Source organism: Ralstonia sp. OTU4908 (assembly GCF_038440115.1).
Taxonomy (GTDB): domain Bacteria; phylum Pseudomonadota; class Gammaproteobacteria; order Burkholderiales; family Burkholderiaceae; genus Ralstonia; species Ralstonia pickettii.
Window position 1 is genome coordinate 18,644 of record NZ_JASATD010000006.1, and the last position, 16,864, is coordinate 35,507.

Consider the following 16,864-nt stretch of genomic DNA (forward strand, 5'->3'; position numbering starts at 1 on the left):
GCGTTTCTTAAATCTCTGTGTAGCAGAACTACCGGGCGGTAAGTATGCGCTATGCGTGAAAAATACCATGGAACGCATACAACGGGCCCACCCGGCCACAGATGGCGCCCCGATGCGAGTCGACGAATCTCCGCGCGTTACACCGATGACGGCTTTGCAAAGAAAAAATCCCGGCGCTCCATCCGGAGGCCGGGATTTGTCAGACACGCCGTACAGCGAAATCGTGAAATTGCTTACTTCTTATAGTTGGCAACGCCGTCGGCGATTTCCTTGTGGGCTTCCTCAATACCGCCCCAGCCTTCGACCTTGACCCACTTGCCGGCTTCCAGCGCCTTGTAGTGCTCGAAGAAGTGCTTGATCTGATCCAGCAGGTTCTGGCCGACGTCCGACAGGTCGGTCATGTGGGCCGTTGCGGGGCTCAGCTTGTTGACCGGCACGGCAACCAGCTTGGCATCCACACCGGATTCATCCGTCATCTTCAGCATGCCCAGGGCACGGCAGCGCACCACGCAACCGTGGATGAGCGGGAACGGCGTGACGACCAGCACGTCGACCGGGTCACCGTCGCCCGAGAGCGTCTGCGGGATGAAGCCGTAGTTGGCCGGGTAGCGCATGCCGGTGCCAACGAAGCGGTCTACGAACAGCAGGCCGGTTTCCTTGTCGGCTTCGTACTTGACCGGATCGCTTTGCGCCGGGATCTCGATGATGACGTTGAAGTCGTTGGGGATGTCCTTGCCCGGCGAGACGTTGTTGAAGCTCATGGAAATGCTCCGGAATGCGCGAAGTGCGTAAAAACGCGACGCAAATGGTTGGAAAGAAGCCTAAAAAACTGTCGGCGAGCATTATAGCCCCTCACACCCGGCCGCTTGCCCTACCCGGCGCGCGCGCGTGCGAAAATCGCGCGTTGCCGATCTTTGCAGGAACCCCCCATGCATGCCCAGCACTTCATCGCCAACCGTCTGATGTCGCCCGATTCGGGGATGCGCATCAAGGTGTTCGATCCGTCCGACGGCCAATCCTTTGCCGAGATTGCCCGCGGCAACGCCACCGACATCAGCGTGGCCGTGCATGCCGCGCGGCGTGCGTTCGAGGGCGTCTGGGGCCAGTTGGCGCCCGCCGAGCGCGGCCGCGTGCTCATGCGCGTGGCCCTGCGCCTGGCCGATCACGAAGAAGAACTCGCCCGCCTGGAAGCCCGCGACACCGGCAAGCCCATGCGCCAGGCGCGCGCCGATGCCCGCGCCGTGGCCCGCTACTTCGAGTTCTACGCCGGCGCCGCCGACAAGCTCCACGGGCAGACCATCCCCTACCCGGCCGATACCACCGTGCTGACCGTGCGCGAGCCGCATGGCGTGACCGCGCACATCATCCCGTGGAATTACCCGATGCAGATCTTCGGGCGCAGCGTGGGCGCCGCATTGGCGGCCGGCAACGCGTGCGTGGTCAAGCCCGCGGAAGACGCGTGCCTGTCGGTCCTGCGCGTGGCGGAGCTGGCCGCCGAGGCCGGCCTGCCCGATGGCGCACTCAACATCGTGACCGGCTATGGCCACGAAGCCGGCGCGGCTCTGGCGGCGCACCCCGGGATCAACCATGTGTCGTTCACCGGGTCGCCGGAAACGGGCAAGGCCATTGTGCGAGCGGCCGCCGAAAACCACGTGCCCGTCACGCTGGAACTGGGCGGCAAGTCTCCGCAGATCGTGTTTGCCGATGCCGATCTGGAAGCGGCCATTCCGGCCGTGGTGAACGGCATAATCCAGAACGCCGGCCAGACCTGCTCTGCAGGCAGCCGCGTACTGATCGAGCGCAGCATGTACGAGGCAATGCTGGGCCGGCTCGCCATGGTGTTCGAATCGATCAGGGTCGGCCCGTCGTCGCTGGATCTGGATTGCGGCCCGCTCATCAACCCCAAGCAGCAGCAGCGCGTGTGGGATTTCGTCTCGGATGCGCAGCACGCCAATATTCCGGTGATGGCGCAGGGCCAGGTGGTGCCCGAGGCGCCCGAGACCGGCTATTACCAGGCGCCGATGCTGCTGCGCGATGTGCCGCACACGCACCGCCTCGCGCAGCAGGAAGTGTTCGGCCCGCTACTGGCCGCCATGCCGTTCGACACCGAAGCCGAAGCGCTGGCCCTGGCCAACGGCACACCTTACGGCCTGGTGGCCGGCGTGTGGACGAACGACGGCGGCCGCCAGATGCGCCTTGCGCGCAAGCTCAGGGCCGGCCAGGTCTTTATCAACAACTACGGCGCTGGCGGTGGCGTTGAACTGCCCTTCGGCGGAACAGGCCAATCGGGCCATGGGCGCGAAAAGGGCTTTGAAGCGCTCTACGGCTTCACCACGCTCAAGACCATCGCCATCCGCCACGGTTGAAGCGCAAGGCAGCATCCACCCACAACACGAGGAGACACCATGCGGCTTGCCGGCAAGATCGCCATCGTTACGGGCGCGGGTTCGGGTTTCGGAGAAGGCATTGCCAACACCTTTGCCCGCGAGGGCGCGCGCGTCGTCGTCAATGACCTGAATGCGGAGGCCGGTGAACGCGTGGCCAGTGCCATTCGCGTGGCCGGCGGCGATGCGCATTTCGTGCACGCCGACGTCTCGAATGGGGACTCCGTTGCCAAGCTGCTGGGCGCCACGCTGGCGCGCTATGGCGATCTGGACATCGTCGTGAACAACGCCGGCACCACGCACAAGAACAAGCCCCTGCTGCAGATCACCGAAGACGAGTTCGACCGCGTGATGGCCGTCAACGTGAAGAGCATTTACTGGACGGCGCATCACATCGTCCCGCACTTCCGGGAGCGCGGCGGCGGCGTGTTCGTCAACGTGGCGTCCACGGCGGGCATCCGGCCGCGGCCAGGGCTCGTCTGGTACAACGCCAGCAAAGGCGCCGTCATCACAGCCAGCAAGGCGATGGCGGCCGAGCTGGGCCCGGACAAGATCCGCGTGAACTGCGTGAATCCCGTGATGGGCGCAACGGGCCTCATCGAGCAGTTCATGGGCGTACCCGACACCCCCGAGAACCGCGCGCGCTTCCTGGCGACGATCCCGATGGGGCGGCTCTCCACGCCGCAGGATGTGGCCAACGCATGCCTGTACTTGGCGTCGGACGAAGCCGAGTTCATTACCGGCGCGTGCCTGGAGGTGGACGGCGGGCGCTGCGTATAAACCCTGCCGGCGGGCGTCTTGGCGCGCCCCCCGGAGAAGCGCAGAATGCTGTGGCGGTTTTCCAGGCCGGGGTAGGTAACGAGGAGCGCTCGGCCTGAACTCACAAAAACTCTGGAGACCCGATGGCCACCACCACCCCACCCACCTCACCGGTCGGCGGCGCAGGCACGCTGCCGCCACAGTCCACAAGCGCTTTGGAAGAAGCCACCTACCGCAAGGTGACGTGGCGCCTGGTTCCGTTCCTGCTTCTGTGCTATGTGGTCGCGTACCTCGATCGCGTCAACGTGGGCTTTGCCAAGCTGCAGATGCTCAACGACCTCAAGTTCAGCGAGACCATCTACGGCCTTGGCGCCGGCATCTTCTTCATCGGCTACTTCCTCTTTGAAGTGCCGAGCAACGTGATCCTGCACCGCGTGGGCGCGCGCATCTGGATCGCGCGGATCATGATCTCGTGGGGCTTGATCTCGGCGGCCATGATGTTCGTGACCACGCCGGCCATGTTCTACGTGATGCGCTTCCTGCTCGGCCTGGCGGAAGCCGGTTTCTTCCCGGGCATCATCCTGTACCTGACGTACTGGTATCCGGCGCAGCGGCGCGGGCGTACCACCACCTTCTTCATGACGGCGATTGCGCTGTCGGGCGTGATCGGCGGCCCCATCTCGGGCTGGGCGATGAAGGCGTTTGCCGGCGTCTACGGCCTGGCCGGCTGGCAGTGGATGTTCCTGATCGAGGGCATTCCGTCGATCATCGTCGGCATCTTCGTGCTGGCGTATCTGGACGACCGCATCACCCACGCGAAGTGGCTGACCGACGAAGAGAAGGCCCTGCTCGCCCGCAACATCGCCGCGGAAGACGCCGACAAGGAAGACCCGCCCATCGGCACCGTCCTGGCGAGCCCGCGCGTATGGCTGATGAGCCTGATTTACTTCACCTTCGTGATGGGCCTGTATGGCGTGAGCTTCTGGCTGCCCACGCTGATCAAGCAGACCGGCGTGGCCGATCCGTTCTCAGTGGGCTTGCTGACGGCGATTCCGTACGGCGCGGCCGTCGTCGCGATGGTCTTGGTGGCCCGCAGCGCCGATCGCCTGCGCGAGCGCCGCTGGCACATCGCGATTCCCGCCGTGGCGGGCGCGGTCGGGCTCGTACTGTCAGCCGTCTGGCACACCGACACCACGCTGGCCATGGCGGCGCTCACACTCGGCACCATGGGCATCCTGACCACGTTGCCGCTGTTCTGGAGCCTGCCGACCGCATTCCTGGCGGGGACCGGCGCGGCCGCCGGCATTGCGCTCATCAATTCGCTGGGCAACCTCGCGGGCTTCCTGAGCCCCTACGCCGTCGGCTGGCTGAAAGACGCCACGCAGAGCACCGATTCGGGCATGTACATGCTGGCCGCGTCGATGGTGCTCGGTGCGATCCTCACGCTTTCCGTGCCGGCACGGATGGTGAACAAATAGGCGTCGTGATCAGCAAAAAAAAAAGGGCCGGGGTCTCCCGGCCTTTGTCATTTCACGGCAAGCAAGGCGCTTTGCCGATAGTGTCGCTGGGCCTCTTCCATCCGTTCCGTCTGCTCGAACATCTGCGCCAGTGCCAGGTGCGCATGGGCGCGCAGGTTGCCTGAATGGTCTGCATCGGCATACTTCAACGCCGATTCCAGGCTCGACTGCGCCTTGCCCCAGAGCTGCTCCTTGAAGCACAGCATGCCGAGCGTGTAGAACAGGTCGGCATCCACCGGATGCTGGCCAAGCCATTTCTCGGCTTGCTGGATCAGCGGCAACGCCTTGCCGGGCACTGCGCAATCCGCATAGCGGCGGATCAGGCGACCATCCCAATGGGCCTTCAGGCCGTCTTCGACGATGCGTTTCGCATCATCGGTGCGACCCAGCTGCGCAAAGTACAGCGCCGCCTGCGAAGCGATGCGCGGTGAGCGGCGCTCCTCCGGAGTGAGTTCGCGCCAGAAGCTGTTGAGGGCATCGGCATCGTGCCGGCGCTCGGCCAGCAGCGTTTCACAGGCCATCTGCTTGAGGCGCGCGGCCAGCACCGAATGGATGGCGTTGCGCTTTTCCAGTGCGCGCGTGAGGCGCAGCACCTCGCCCCAGTTCTTCAAATGCTGATGCGCCCGCAACGCAATGCGCTGCGCCTGAATCTGCCGCGAACCCTGCGATTGCAGTTGCGCGATCTTCTCGAGCGCGCCTTCCGCATCGCGCGCATCGACCAGCAGTTCGGCCATCGACACAAGCTTCGCCTGCTCACGATCGGGCGAGGACACTTCGGCCATCCACGCGTCGCGGCGCTCGGTCTCCTGCATGCGGTGTGCGGCACGGGCGCCGATCAGCGCGGCCGTTTCGCGCTGCGGCTCCCAGGCCTGGGCTTCGCGCGCCTGGCGTTCCGCATGGCCGAAGCGGCCGGCAAACAGGCTTTCCATCGCTTCGCGCAGCGCCGCCGAAGCCTTCAGAATGCGGTTGCGCTCGCGATACGCCGCGGCACGCGCTGGCATACCGGCCACATGGTGGAAAAGGCGCATCACAAGATGCAGCACCACGAAGGTCGCCAGCAGCGCAGCCAGCACGAAGTTGAGCGACATCTCCACCCGGTACGGCGGGTAGAACAGCACGACGTTGCTCAGATTGAGTTCGGTAAACAGCGCCAGCCCCACGGCGGCGGCAAACAGGAGCGCGACCCAGAATACCCAGCGCATGCTCACTCCTTGCCCGAACCGCGCACGGCGGCAAGGCTGTCGGCCAGCGTCGGCACTTGCAGCGTGCCAACCATCGCGCGCACTTGCGAGAGCTGATTCTGCACCGTGGTCACGCGCGAAGATTGCGTATCGAAGTAGCGTGCGAGCAGCGTATCGGCGCGACCGAGATCGGCGCGGAACACGGCTTCATTGCGCGAGAGCAACGCCAGGCGCGCATTCATCAGGCGCAGCTTGAGGTTTTCGCGCAGGAACCACGCTTGGTCGGAAGACAGCAGCAGTGCCTCGGTCTGATCGACGCGGCGCACCTGTACGATCTGGCCGAGTTCGCCGCGCACGTCGTTCCACAGGCGGCCCCACCAAGCGCGCACGCCTGCCGACCATCCGGCGTTTGGCGGCGTCGAGGCAACGGGCGCCGACGCAGCGTGTGCCTTGGCATTCTTCGAGGGTTTCGCCACAGTATGCGGCGCCTGCGCAGCCTGTTCCGCCTCCAGCGGCTGGGCCGACGAGACGAGCGGCAGCGTATCGACCGCGTTGATGGCGTCATCCAACCGCAGCGCAGCACCGGCCAGATCAAAGGACGGCATCGATTTGAGCTTGGCCATATCGCGCGATACCGCCCTGCGCACGGCATTGAACTGCGGTTTGTCGAGCGTGGCCAGGCGAGCGTCGACCGTTTGCAGTGCGGCCAAAGCTCCAGCAACGTTGCCCGTCAGTTGCAGCTGTTCGGCGGTGACTTCCAGGGACCGCTGGATCTCGGCGCGCTGCCAGTCATCGCGGTTGCGCAGAAGGTCTTGGTTGGCCTGCTCGAGGGCGGCCTGGCGATCGCGCGTTTCCGCAGTGCGGGCATCCAGTGCGCCGAACTTCTGCTGCAGTTGGGAAACCGAATCCTGATCCGCACGCGACAGCACGCGCATCTCCTGCGCCAGTGCCTCGTTGGTTTGGGCGTGTTGGCGGATCTCGCGCGCGAGGCGCTCATTGCGCACCTGCAGCGCGGCAACCGCCGCCACGACGGCCACCAGCACCACCCAAATCAACCAGCCGCCACGGGCTGGCGCATGGTTGACCGTCATGGTCGGTGCAAACGCCGCCGGCGATGCTGCTGGCGCAGGAGCCGGACTGGGCGTGGCCGCAGCTGGCGCGGATTCCGGTGCAGATGTCGAAGCCGGAGCGGACGAGGGAACGGGAGTCTGCGTCACAGTGGAAGAAGAAGTAGACGGGTTTGAATCATCCGGCACCGTTGGCGGGGCATGCTCGGGCGACGCAACAGGACCGGCCCAGGCCAGCACGCTGGCAAGCAGGCGGTCGTCACCGGCGCCGGTTAGCGTCACGTCGCGAAAGCCCAGCGATTCGGCCTGCTCGACGATACGGGCATGCGAAGCAAAGCAGGGCGCGCCATGCAGCGTATCCAGATCCGCAGGAGACAAATTGGCGCGGGCCAGTTCATCGAGATTGCGGACCGCTTCTGAACTGGTGAGCGTCCAGGCGTGGCGGGCCGACAGCACGGCTCGCAACGCGAGCCACGCGGCGGCATCGGGTACCGGTACGCTGCGCCGATAGGCTTCCACCGTGCGGACCGATGCACCGGCTTCGCGCAGTTGGTCAGCCAGCCATTCACGGCCACCGTTGCCGCGCACGATCAACACTTCACGGCCACTGAGCGAAGGCACGTCCAACCGCGCGTACAACGCCTCTGAATCCTGGCGGGCATCGTCGGCATGCGTGTCGGGCTTGATCACGCGGTGCGCGGGCGGTGCGACGCCGTGCGTGGCAAGCGCCTGTGCGCTCGCGGGGCCCACCACCGCCACCGGCACATCCTGCGGCCAGCGGAACCCCTCGGGCATGGCGGCAAATGCCTGCTGCACGGCGTTAGGACTCACGAACACGACGAGCGCATAGCGCGAAGGATCAGCCAACGCGGCACGCAAGTCGTCGAGATTGGGCGTCGGCGCAATGTCGAGCAGCGGAAACTGGTGCGTGCGCAGGCCGTGGCGCTCAAGCGCAGCCACCAGCATGGGCGCCTGTGCACGCGGCCGCGTGACCACCACCACGGGCGGGGGTGCCGGTTGAACAGGCGGCGAGCTGGATGCGGGCGACGATGGTGACAAGCGCGGTGGCAAGTGGTCGTCCATGGCGGGCCGTGCGGTTAGGTAGCGGGTGGCGCGTCGGCGCCCAGCATGGAGAGGATGTCGCGTGCGCCGCCTGCCAGCATCTGCTGCGCGACGCGCACACCCAGCGCGTCGGCATCGGCCAGCGTGGATGGCGTGGCTTCGCCATCTGCGGCAAGTTTGCGGGTGCCGTCCTGCGACGCCACAAAGGCACGCAGGCGCAAGGTGCCTGCGCCCGACCACTGCGCGAACGCGGCCAGCGGCACCTGGCATGAACCGCCCAGAATGCGGGAAACGGCGCGCTCGGCGGTTACAGCCAGCGCTGTCGGCGCATCGTGCAGCGGCGCGAGGCACGCGCGCACCTCTTCACGATCCGCGCGAATTTCAATGCCGAGCGCGCCTTGCCCTGCTGCCGGTAGCGATTCTTCTGGCGCGATGGTCGAGCGGATGCGATCAGCCAGCCCAAGGCGCCTGAGCCCGGCGGCGGCCAGGATGATGGCGGCGTAGTCGCCGCGGTCAAGCTTGCCGAGACGCGTATCGAGGTTGCCCCGCAGCGGTTGGATGACCAGATGCGGAAACCGCGCCCGCAACGAAGCCTCGCGGCGCAGGCTAGACGTGCCCACCACGGCGCCGGCAGGCAACGAAGCCAGATCGGCGTAGTCGTTGGAAACAAAGGCGTCGCGCGGGTCTTCGCGTTCGAGGATGGTCGACAGCGCAAAGCCTTCCGGCAGTTCCATCGGCACATCCTTGAGCGAATGGACCGCCAGATCGGCACGGCCCTCGGCCAGCGCGACTTCCAGTTCCTTCACAAACAAACCTTTGCCCCCCACCTTGGCGAGCGAGCGGTCGAGAATCTGGTCGCCGCGCGTGGTCATTCCAAGGATGGACACGTCGCACGCGGGATAGTATTTTTGCAATGCAGCACGCACGTGTTCGGCTTGCCAGAGGGCGAGCCGGCTTTCGCGCGAGGCAATGACCAGCTTGGTCGGCGCCTGGGCTGCAGGAGTCGTTGCAAGCTGGGATTGACGGGAAGTCGGGCGGGCGTTGGAAGACATGCGGCAATGGTAGCACGCAGCTTTTTCGCGACTGTCCGGCTATCACGTTGAAGTGATACAGAAACGAGGGCCCTTCAGGCACCTTCGAGCACCCAACCTAGGAGACACCATGACGCAGCCCGCCGCGCGCCGCGCTTCCTCGCGCGCGACCACCGCCCCCGCCAAGACCAGCAAGACCCCCAAGGCCATCAAGACAGCCAAGCCCGCCGCGAAACCGGTGGTCCAGGCCAATGGCGCGGACGAAGCCAATGGCGCATCACTCGGCCCCACTTCCCGACGCTCGTCGGGCAGCGCCGCGGCCAAGGATCAGCCGCTGAAGGAAGACATCCGCTTCCTCGGGCGCCTGCTGGGCGACGTGCTGCGTGACCAGGAAGGCGGCACCGTTTTCGAAACGGTCGAGACCATCCGCCAGACCGCTGTGCGCTTCCGCCGCGACGGCGACCGCCAGGCCGAGCAGGATCTCGACCGGCTGCTGAAAAAGCTCTCGCGTGACCAAACCACATCGGTGGTGCGCGCCTTCAGTTACTTCTCGCATCTGGCGAACATCGCTGAAGACCAGCATCACAATCGCCGCCGCCGCGTGCATGCGCTGGCCGGATCGCCGCCGCAGCCGGGCAGCCTGATGCGCGCGCTGCAGTCTGCCGCAGATGAGGGCCTGTCGGGCGATGTGCTGCGTCGATTCTTCGAATCCGCGCTGATCGTGCCGGTGCTGACCGCGCACCCGACCGAAGTGCAGCGCAAGAGCACGCTCGATGCGCAACGCGAAATCGCGCGCTTGCTGGCCGAACGCGACGCACCGCTGACCACGCGTGAACGCGAGCGCAACACCGCGTTGCTGCGCGCCCACGTCACCAAGCTGTGGCAAACGCGCATGCTGCGCACCACGCGCCTGATGGTGGCAGACGAGATCGAGAACGCGCTGTCGTACTACCAGACCACCTTCCTGCGCGAAATCCCGGCGCTGTACCGCGAGCTGGAAGAAGACATCGCGACGGTATTCCCGCGCCGCGGCGCACGCGGCGAGCCGGCTCCGCTGCCGCCCTTCTTCCAGATGGGCTCGTGGATCGGCGGCGACCGCGACGGCAACCCCTTCGTGACGGCAACGACCTTGCGCGACGCCGCACAAAAGCAGGCGAGCGTGATCCTGGCGTGGTACCTGGAAGAGATCCACGCGCTCGGTGCGGAACTGTCGATGTCGACCTCGCTGGTGGATGTGAGCGCGGAACTGCAGGCGCTGGCCGAGCGCTCGCCCGACCATTCCGAACACCGCGCGGACGAACCATACCGCCGGGCGTTGATTGGCGTGTATGCGCGCCTGGCCGCCACGTGCCGCGAGCTGACGGGCGAAGACGCTGGGCGCCACGCCGTCGGGCCCGCTCCGGCTTACAGCAACGCAGAAGAACTGCGCGCCGATATCCAGATCGTGATCGATTCATTGGCGGCGCACCACGGCGAAGTGCTGGCCGATGCGCGACTGGCATCGCTGGCGCGCGCGATCGATGTGTTCGGCTTCCACCTGTCGTCGATCGACTTGCGGCAGGTGTCTGACGTGCATGAAGCGACCGTCGCCGAGCTGCTGAAGGTGGCGGGCGTGGAAGGCGCGTACGCCGCACTGTCCGAAGCCGACAAGCGCACCCTGCTGCTGCGCGAGCTGCAACAGCCGCGTCTGCTGACGCTGCCGTTCCATGCGTACAGCGAGCAGACTACGCAAGAGATCGACATCTTCCGCGCCGCGCGCGAGGTGCGTGCCCGCTACGGCAACCGCATCGTGCGCAACTACATCATCTCGCACACCGAGACGCTGTCGGACCTGCTCGAAGTGATGCTGCTGCAGAAGGAAGCCGGCATGTTCCGCGCGAATGCCAATGGCGCTGGCGTGGGGCTGGACGTGATGGTGATCCCGCTGTTCGAGACCATCGAAGACTTGCGCAACGCCTCGCAGATCATGGGCGATCTGCTTGCCCTGCCCGGCTTCGATGCCGTACTGGCCGCGCAGGGCAACGAGCAGGAAGTCATGCTCGGCTATTCGGATTCCAACAAGGACGGCGGCTTCCTCACCTCCAACTGGGAGCTGTACAAGGCCGAGCTGGCGCTGGTGGAGCTGTTCGAGCGCAAGGGCGTGCGCCTGCGCCTGTTCCATGGCCGCGGCGGCACGGTGGGCCGAGGCGGCGGCCCGACCTACCAGGCCATCCTGTCGCAGCCGCCGGGCACGGTGAACGGGCAGATCCGCTTGACCGAGCAGGGCGAAATCATCTCCAGCAAGTTCGCCAACCCCGAGATCGGCCGGCGCAACCTGGAAACCATCGTCGCGGCCACGCTGGAAGCCACGCTGCTGCCGACGCGCAACCGCCCGAAGGGTCTTGAAGAGTTCGAAGCAGCCATGCAGGCGCTGTCGGACAACGCCTTTGCCGCGTACCGCAACCTCGTCTACGAAACGCCCGGCTTCAAGGACTATTTCTTCGCCACCACGCCGATCACCGAAATTGCCGACCTGAACCTGGGTTCGCGCCCGGCCTCGCGCAAGCTGATGGACAAGAAACACCGCCGCATCGAAGACCTGCGTGCCATTCCGTGGGGCTTCTCATGGGGCCAGTGCCGTCTGCTGCTGCCGGGCTGGTTCGGCTTTGGCAGCGCGGTGCAGCGCTGGCTCGATGACGCCGGCAACGCCAAGGCCCGTGCTGCGCGCCTGACCACGCTCAAGCGCATGCACAAGCAGTGGCCGTTCTTTGCGAACCTGCTGTCGAACATGGACATGGTGCTGTCCAAGGCCGACCTGAACGTGGCGTCGCGCTACGCCCAGTTGTGCGACGACCGCAAGCTGCGCAACGCGGTGTTCTCGCGCATCTCTGCGGAGTTCACGTTGACCGAGCAGATGCTGGCCGCCATCACGGGACAGTCGGAGCGCCTGGCCGACAACCCGCTGCTGGCGCGCTCCATCAAGAACCGCTTCCCGTACCTCGACCCGCTGAACCATTTGCAGGTCGAACTGCTCAAGCGCTTCCGCTCGGGCAAGGCCGGCAGTGACGATGCGCGCGTGCGGCGCGGCATCCATCTGTCGATCAACGGGATTGCCGCGGGCCTTCGTAACAGCGGCTGATCAGGCAGCCAGCGCGGTGGCGGCCGGCCGTCGGCTGATCCACGCCATCGCCATCGCGCCGGCGTACGACAGCGTCATGAGGCCAAACACCATCGGCGAGGCGTGCGCCAGCTCGGGCACCACCGTCACGACGGCGCCCGCCGCTGCCACGCCCAGCAAACTGCCCGTCTGCCGCGCGGCGTTGAGCAAGCCCGACGCCGTGCCGGCCAGCTCGCCCGGCGCCGCAGCCAGGATCGTCGAGGTCATCGGCGCAATCGCCAGCGCGGTACCGCCGCCATACGCCATCATCGTTGCGCTCACCACCCAAAGGTGCACCTGCCCTGTCAGCGCAGCCGACGTGGCCAGCAAACCCGATGCGCCGATCACGAGGCCGCTGAGCATCATCGTCGGCATAGAAAAATGCGCCATCAACTTGCCCGCGAAGATATTGCCCGCCGACAGGCTGATCGCCATCGGCAGCATGACGAGGCCCGTCTGGCGTGCGCTGAGATGTTCGACGTTCTGCAAATGCAGGCTCAGCACGAACAGGGCACCGTAATAGCCGAAATTCAGTAGGAACCCCACGCCGTTGACCGCGCCCAGCGTGCGATGCCCCAGCCAGGCCAGCGGCACCAGCGGCGCACGCGCCTGACGTTCGGCCAGGACGAACAGCGCGCCGGCCACTCGATCGCGGCCAAACACAGCGCCGCAAGCATCACCGGGCGCGTCGTCTTGCAGAGCAACTCGGCGCTGGCGCTGTTCGAGGCGGTAGCCGCCGGCATTGGGATGACCGAACTGGTGTGCTGGCGTGCGCAGATCTATCCGCAACTTGTGCGTGTGTTGCCCAACCGCCGTAGCATGCAGGACGTCTGGCTCGTGACGCACGCCGATCTGCACAAGACCGCACGCGTACGTGCCTTGCTCGATTGCATCGTCGAAGCGTTCGACGCGGCAAAAAAAACCGCCACACCGTAACGAGCGGCCGGTGTGGCGGCCCAACAAACTGTTTAGCTGATGAACGCCACCGGCACCGGGTCTTCACCCAGCGCCGAAAGCAGCACCGCCCAATGCATCGTCTCGTCGCCCAGGATGCTGGCGGCGGCCTTGGCAAGGTCGCGCGTGTAGAAACTCGGTATCACCCCTAGGTAGGCCGAGGCAGCCCCCTTCTCCAGCCCGGCGGCAAAACGCAGCACGTCGGCCTGCGACTTCAACTGGCTGACCGGAAAGTTGTATTCCGCCACCGTCTTCTCCATGACCGGCGTGCCGCCCAGCTTGGAGATCGCGCCCGACAGCACTGCCGCATGCGCCTTGTGTTGGCCCTGGAACTTCACCGCCGTTGCGAGCACGGGCTTTTGCAACAGGCCGCTTTCCGCGCCCACCTGATAGGCGGCGATGGCCTGATACTCAAGCCCCAGCGCCACGTTCAGGATGTTGACGTCGTCTTTCACGCTGCCGGATTGCGTCTGCGCCCAGGCCGGCATCGATTGCCCCAGCGACACCGCAACCATCGAACCCAGCGCCATCAGCCCCGGGGCGCGCAGCAGCACGCGGCGGCGCGCGTCGATGCGCGTGCTGTCGGTCGCCAATTGATCCGTCTCTTGGGTCGTATCCATCGTCGATCTCCTTGCATTGTGGGAAGGAAGCGCGACCCGTGCGGTACGAAGTGCGAATCGCGGGCGTTTATCGAGCGCCTGATCGCTTGTACGAAGGGCGTACCCAACTGGATGCAAAAAAACCTCAGCGCCTTTCACGTGAATTCACCCACGAGCACGGTTTCTACCTACACTTTGGGCAAAACCGTTCACATAAAACTGCCCACGTGCTCACCTATCAGCGCTCCGCCGAAGACCCCGCCGAGCAACCTGCCAACCCGCCGGCAACGTCCGCGTCGGCGCGCCCCCCGAGCGCTGACGCGGAAGAGCTGGCGGCATTGCTGCAACGCACCAGCCTGGGCGACCGCGACGCCCTGCGCGCGCTATACACGCGCTGCGCACCGAAACTGTTTGGGCTCGCGCTGCGTATCTTGGTCAGGAAGGACTGGGCCGAGGACGTTTTGCAAGAAAGTTTCGTCAACATCTGGCGCCATGCCGGCGATTACCGTCCGCATCTGGCCGCCCCCATGACGTGGATGACCACCATCGTGCGCAACCGTGCACTCGATTGCCTGCGCCGGCAGCATGCCGAGCGCGTACAGGAATCCGTGCCGCTGGACGACACCTACGCCGATGTCCTGGCCGACCACGCTCCTGGCCCTGCGGACATCGCGCTCGCCGGTCAGCAAGCCCGCGCGCTGGCCGAATGCCTCAAGCGCCTGGACCCGAAACAGCGCCAGGTCGTGTCGCTCGCCTATCTGCGTGACCTGTCGCACAGCGAGCTGGCGCAGGCGCTCTCTCTGCCGCTGGGCACCGTCAAATCGTGGATGCGACGCGGCCTCGACCGCCTGCGCGAATGCCTTGGAGCACCGTAATGGACCCGCGCCGCCACCCCCAACTTGTCGACAAGCTGGCCGCTGAATACGCGGTCGGAACGCTGCGCGCCGGCGCACGCCGCCGTTTCGAGCAGATCATTCGCCACGACGCCGCCACACGGGCGACGGTGGAACGCTGGCAGCGCTATCTGGCCGACCTGCCCTCGCTTCAACCGGCGACAGTGCCGCGGCCGGACATTCTCCGCCGCATCGAAGTGCAACTCGGCTGGCGCGAGTCCGCGCCGGAGCGGGGGGCGCTCTGGCAACGGCTTTGGCAAGGCGCGGGCTTCTGGCGCAGCGCCACGGCGGTCGCGGCGGTGGTCGCGGCGGTGGCGATCGGGCTGAACCTGCGTTTGGCGCAGCAATTGCGCGAGGCGCCTGTCGCCAACGCCGTGGCCGTGCTGCAGGACGCGCAGGCCCAGGCGGCCGTCCTCGTCACCTGGGATGCGCGCACGGGCACCCTGTCGCTCAAGCGGCTGGATGCCACGCCGCTCAATACCGAACAGGCCTTGCAGCTCTGGGCGCTGCCGCCCGGTGAGCATCCACAGTCACTTGGCGTGATCGGGCACCAGCGCGCCGTGCGGCTGACGGTAGCGCAGCCGTTGCGGCAGGTGCCGGCGCTTGCCATCAGCGTAGAGCCGCGTGGCGGCTCGCCCAATCCGGAGGGGCCGACCGGGCCGGTGGTCTTCAAGGGCGCGCTGATCGACAGCACGCTGTAGGCACCCTGGCGCGGGGGCCGGAAGGCCTGTCGGGCGATATAATCGGGGTTTCCTGAATTTGCGGCTGACGCTTCGTCGGCCGCGCTCCTCCAGCTGTCCGCCCATGACCTCCCAACTCGCCAAGAAGGCCGAAGCGTGGTCCGCCCGCTTTAACGAGCCGGTGTCCGATCTCGTCAAGCGCTATACCGCGTCGGTGTTCTTCGACAAGCGCCTCGCACTGTTCGACATCCAGGGCTCGCTCGCGCACGCCGCCATGCTCGCCAAGCAGGGCATCATCGCCGAAGCCGATCGCGCCGCCATCGAACAGGGCATGGCGCAGATCCGCCAGGAGATCGAGGCCGGCACGTTCGAGTGGAAACTGGACCTGGAAGACGTGCACCTGAACATCGAAGCGCGCCTGACCGCCATGGCGGGCGACGCCGGCAAGCGCCTGCACACGGGCCGTTCGCGCAATGACCAGGTCGCCACCGACATCCGCTTGTGGCTGCGCAGCGAGATCGACAACATCGTCGGTCTGCTAAAGGCCCTGCGCAGCGCGCTGCTGGACTTGGCGGAGCAACACACCAACACGATCGTCCCAGGCTTCACGCACCTGCAGGTTGCGCAACCGGTGGTGTTCAGCCACCACCTGCTGGCCTACGTCGAGATGTTCACGCGCGACACCGAGCGCATGCTCGACGCCCGCCGCCGCGTCAACCGCCTGCCGCTGGGTGCCGCTGCACTGGCCGGCACGAGCTACCCGATCGACCGCGAATTTGTCGCACAGCAACTCGGCTTCCAAGGCGTATGCCGCAACTCGCTGGACGCCGTGTCCGACCGCGACTTCGCCATCGAATTCTGCGCTGCAGCCGCGCTCATCATGACGCACGTCTCGCGCTTCTCTGAAGAGCTGGTGCTGTGGATGAGCCCGCGTGTGGGTTTTATCGACATTGCCGACCGCTTCTGCACGGGCAGCTCGATCATGCCGCAGAAGAAAAACCCCGATGTGCCCGAACTGGCACGCGGCAAGACGGGCCGCGTCAACGGCCACCTGATCGGCCTGCTCACGCTGATGAAGGGCCAACCGCTGGCCTACAACAAGGACAACCAGGAAGACAAGGAACCGCTGTTCGACACCGTGGATACGGTAGTCGACACGCTGCGCATCTTTGCCGACATGGTGCCGGGCATCACCGTCAAGGCCGACGCGATGCGTGCCGCCGCGCTGCAGGGCTATGCGACCGCCACCGATCTGGCCGACTACCTGGTCAAGCGCGGCCTGCCCTTCCGCGATGCACATGAAGCCGTGGCCCACGCCGTGCGCGCGTGCGACGACCTACGCTGCGACCTGGCGGATCTGTCCGTCGCGCAGCTGCGTGACATCTGCGGCCTGGGCGACAAGTCCGACCTGATCGGCGACGATGTGCACGCCGTGCTGACGCTGGAAGGCTCGGTCGCTTCGCGCAACCACATCGGCGGAACGGCGCCGGAGCAGGTGAAGCAAGCCATTGCGTTTGCACGGGCTGCGCTGGCTGAGTAATTCGCAGTCGCTTCAAACAAAAACGCCGCGCTGATCAACTCAGCGCGGCGTTTTTGTTTGT

14 protein-coding genes are annotated in these 16,864 nt (G+C 66.0%); 8 read left to right on the top strand and 6 right to left on the bottom strand.

Going from position 1 to position 16,864, the window contains the following annotated elements:
* Positions 1–233: 233 nt before the first annotated feature.
* Positions 234–761, bottom strand: a complete 528-nt coding sequence (gene ppa / locus AAHM38_RS07300) for an inorganic diphosphatase (RefSeq protein ID WP_004636370.1) — start codon at positions 759–761, stop codon at positions 234–236.
* Between the two features lie 168 nt (positions 762–929).
* On the opposite strand from ppa, the gene AAHM38_RS07305 reads away from it, so the two are divergent.
* The 3 genes from AAHM38_RS07305 to AAHM38_RS07315 all read left to right on the top strand — a co-directional run bounded on the left by AAHM38_RS07305 (position 930) and on the right by AAHM38_RS07315 (position 4,621).
* Positions 930–2,366, top strand: a complete 1,437-nt coding sequence (locus AAHM38_RS07305) for an aldehyde dehydrogenase family protein (protein ID WP_116575416.1) — start codon at positions 930–932, stop codon at positions 2,364–2,366.
* 39 nt (positions 2,367–2,405) lie between these two features.
* Positions 2,406–3,164 carry an SDR family oxidoreductase gene (locus AAHM38_RS07310; RefSeq protein ID WP_116575417.1) on the top strand — a complete coding sequence of 253 codons (759 nt, stop codon included), beginning with the start codon at positions 2,406–2,408 and terminating at the stop codon, positions 3,162–3,164.
* A gap of 122 nt (positions 3,165–3,286) precedes the next feature.
* The gene (locus tag AAHM38_RS07315) at positions 3,287–4,621 is read left to right on the top strand and encodes an MFS transporter (RefSeq protein WP_116575418.1); all 1,335 of its coding nucleotides are present in this window, start codon (positions 3,287–3,289) and stop codon (positions 4,619–4,621) included.
* 47 nt (positions 4,622–4,668) lie between these two features.
* Here the strand turns inward: AAHM38_RS07315 and AAHM38_RS07320 are convergent, their stop codons facing one another.
* The 3 genes from AAHM38_RS07320 to hemC are packed head-to-tail and all read right to left on the bottom strand — an operon-like array spanning position 4,669 to position 9,022.
* Positions 4,669–5,862 (bottom strand): heme biosynthesis protein HemY, encoded by a 1,194-nt coding sequence (locus AAHM38_RS07320; protein WP_116575419.1) that lies wholly within the window; start codon positions 5,860–5,862, stop codon positions 4,669–4,671.
* Between the two features lie 2 nt (positions 5,863–5,864).
* Positions 5,865–7,991 carry a fused uroporphyrinogen-III synthase HemD/membrane protein HemX gene (gene hemDX / locus AAHM38_RS07325; RefSeq protein WP_116575420.1) on the bottom strand — a complete coding sequence of 709 codons (2,127 nt, stop codon included), beginning with the start codon at positions 7,989–7,991 and terminating at the stop codon, positions 5,865–5,867.
* Between the two features lie 14 nt (positions 7,992–8,005).
* The gene (gene hemC / locus AAHM38_RS07330; protein WP_116575421.1) at positions 8,006–9,022 is read right to left on the bottom strand and encodes a hydroxymethylbilane synthase; all 1,017 of its coding nucleotides are present in this window, start codon (positions 9,020–9,022) and stop codon (positions 8,006–8,008) included.
* A gap of 109 nt (positions 9,023–9,131) precedes the next feature.
* Between hemC and ppc the strand changes: the two genes are divergently transcribed.
* The gene (gene ppc / locus AAHM38_RS07335; protein WP_116575422.1) at positions 9,132–12,119 is read left to right on the top strand and encodes a phosphoenolpyruvate carboxylase; all 2,988 of its coding nucleotides are present in this window, start codon (positions 9,132–9,134) and stop codon (positions 12,117–12,119) included.
* Here the strand turns inward: ppc and AAHM38_RS07340 are convergent, their stop codons facing one another.
* Positions 12,120–12,782, bottom strand: a complete 663-nt coding sequence (locus AAHM38_RS07340; RefSeq protein ID WP_310735534.1) for an MFS transporter — start codon at positions 12,780–12,782, stop codon at positions 12,120–12,122.
* A 48-nt stretch (positions 12,783–12,830) separates the two neighbouring features.
* On the opposite strand from AAHM38_RS07340, the gene AAHM38_RS07345 reads away from it, so the two are divergent.
* Entirely contained in the window at positions 12,831–13,073 is a 243-nt protein-coding gene (locus AAHM38_RS07345; protein WP_257019821.1) for a substrate-binding domain-containing protein, read from the top strand.
* Positions 13,074–13,105: 32 nt separating this feature from the next.
* On the opposite strand, the gene AAHM38_RS07350 is transcribed toward AAHM38_RS07345, so the two are convergent.
* On the bottom strand, positions 13,106–13,711 hold the full coding sequence (locus AAHM38_RS07350) for a ferritin-like domain-containing protein (protein ID WP_012762548.1): 606 nt from the start codon (positions 13,709–13,711) through the stop codon (positions 13,106–13,108).
* 206 nt (positions 13,712–13,917) lie between these two features.
* On the opposite strand from AAHM38_RS07350, the gene AAHM38_RS07355 reads away from it, so the two are divergent.
* From AAHM38_RS07355 to argH, 3 genes are all read left to right on the top strand, one after another.
* A complete protein-coding gene (locus AAHM38_RS07355; RefSeq protein ID WP_065859905.1) occupies positions 13,918–14,565 on the top strand; it encodes an RNA polymerase sigma factor in 648 nt (215 codons plus the stop codon).
* A complete protein-coding gene (locus AAHM38_RS07360; RefSeq protein ID WP_116575423.1) occupies positions 14,565–15,284 on the top strand; it encodes an anti-sigma factor in 720 nt (239 codons plus the stop codon). Before AAHM38_RS07355 ends, AAHM38_RS07360 begins: the two co-directional genes overlap by 1 nt.
* Positions 15,285–15,387: 103 nt before the next feature.
* Positions 15,388–16,803, top strand: a complete 1,416-nt coding sequence (gene argH, locus AAHM38_RS07365; protein ID WP_116575424.1) for an argininosuccinate lyase — start codon at positions 15,388–15,390, stop codon at positions 16,801–16,803.
* Positions 16,804–16,864: the final 61 nt, after the last annotated feature.

Coding starts and splice junctions, on each gene's coding strand:
- ppa (WP_004636370.1), bottom strand. CDS start 761: ATGAGCTTCAACAACGTCTCGCCGGGCAAGGACATCCCCAACGACTTC.
- argH (WP_116575424.1), top strand. CDS start 15,388: ATGACCTCCCAACTCGCCAAGAAGGCCGAAGCGTGGTCCGCCCGCTTT.
- hemC (WP_116575421.1), bottom strand. CDS start 9,022: ATGTCTTCCAACGCCCGCCCGACTTCCCGTCAATCCCAGCTTGCAACG.
- AAHM38_RS07320 (WP_116575419.1), bottom strand. CDS start 5,862: ATGCGCTGGGTATTCTGGGTCGCGCTCCTGTTTGCCGCCGCCGTGGGG.
- ppc (WP_116575422.1), top strand. CDS start 9,132: ATGACGCAGCCCGCCGCGCGCCGCGCTTCCTCGCGCGCGACCACCGCC.
- AAHM38_RS07350 (WP_012762548.1), bottom strand. CDS start 13,711: ATGGATACGACCCAAGAGACGGATCAATTGGCGACCGACAGCACGCGC.
- AAHM38_RS07315 (WP_116575418.1), top strand. CDS start 3,287: ATGGCCACCACCACCCCACCCACCTCACCGGTCGGCGGCGCAGGCACG.
- AAHM38_RS07305 (WP_116575416.1), top strand. CDS start 930: ATGCATGCCCAGCACTTCATCGCCAACCGTCTGATGTCGCCCGATTCG.
- AAHM38_RS07360 (WP_116575423.1), top strand. CDS start 14,565: ATGGACCCGCGCCGCCACCCCCAACTTGTCGACAAGCTGGCCGCTGAA.
- hemDX (WP_116575420.1), bottom strand. CDS start 7,991: ATGGACGACCACTTGCCACCGCGCTTGTCACCATCGTCGCCCGCATCC.
- AAHM38_RS07310 (WP_116575417.1), top strand. CDS start 2,406: ATGCGGCTTGCCGGCAAGATCGCCATCGTTACGGGCGCGGGTTCGGGT.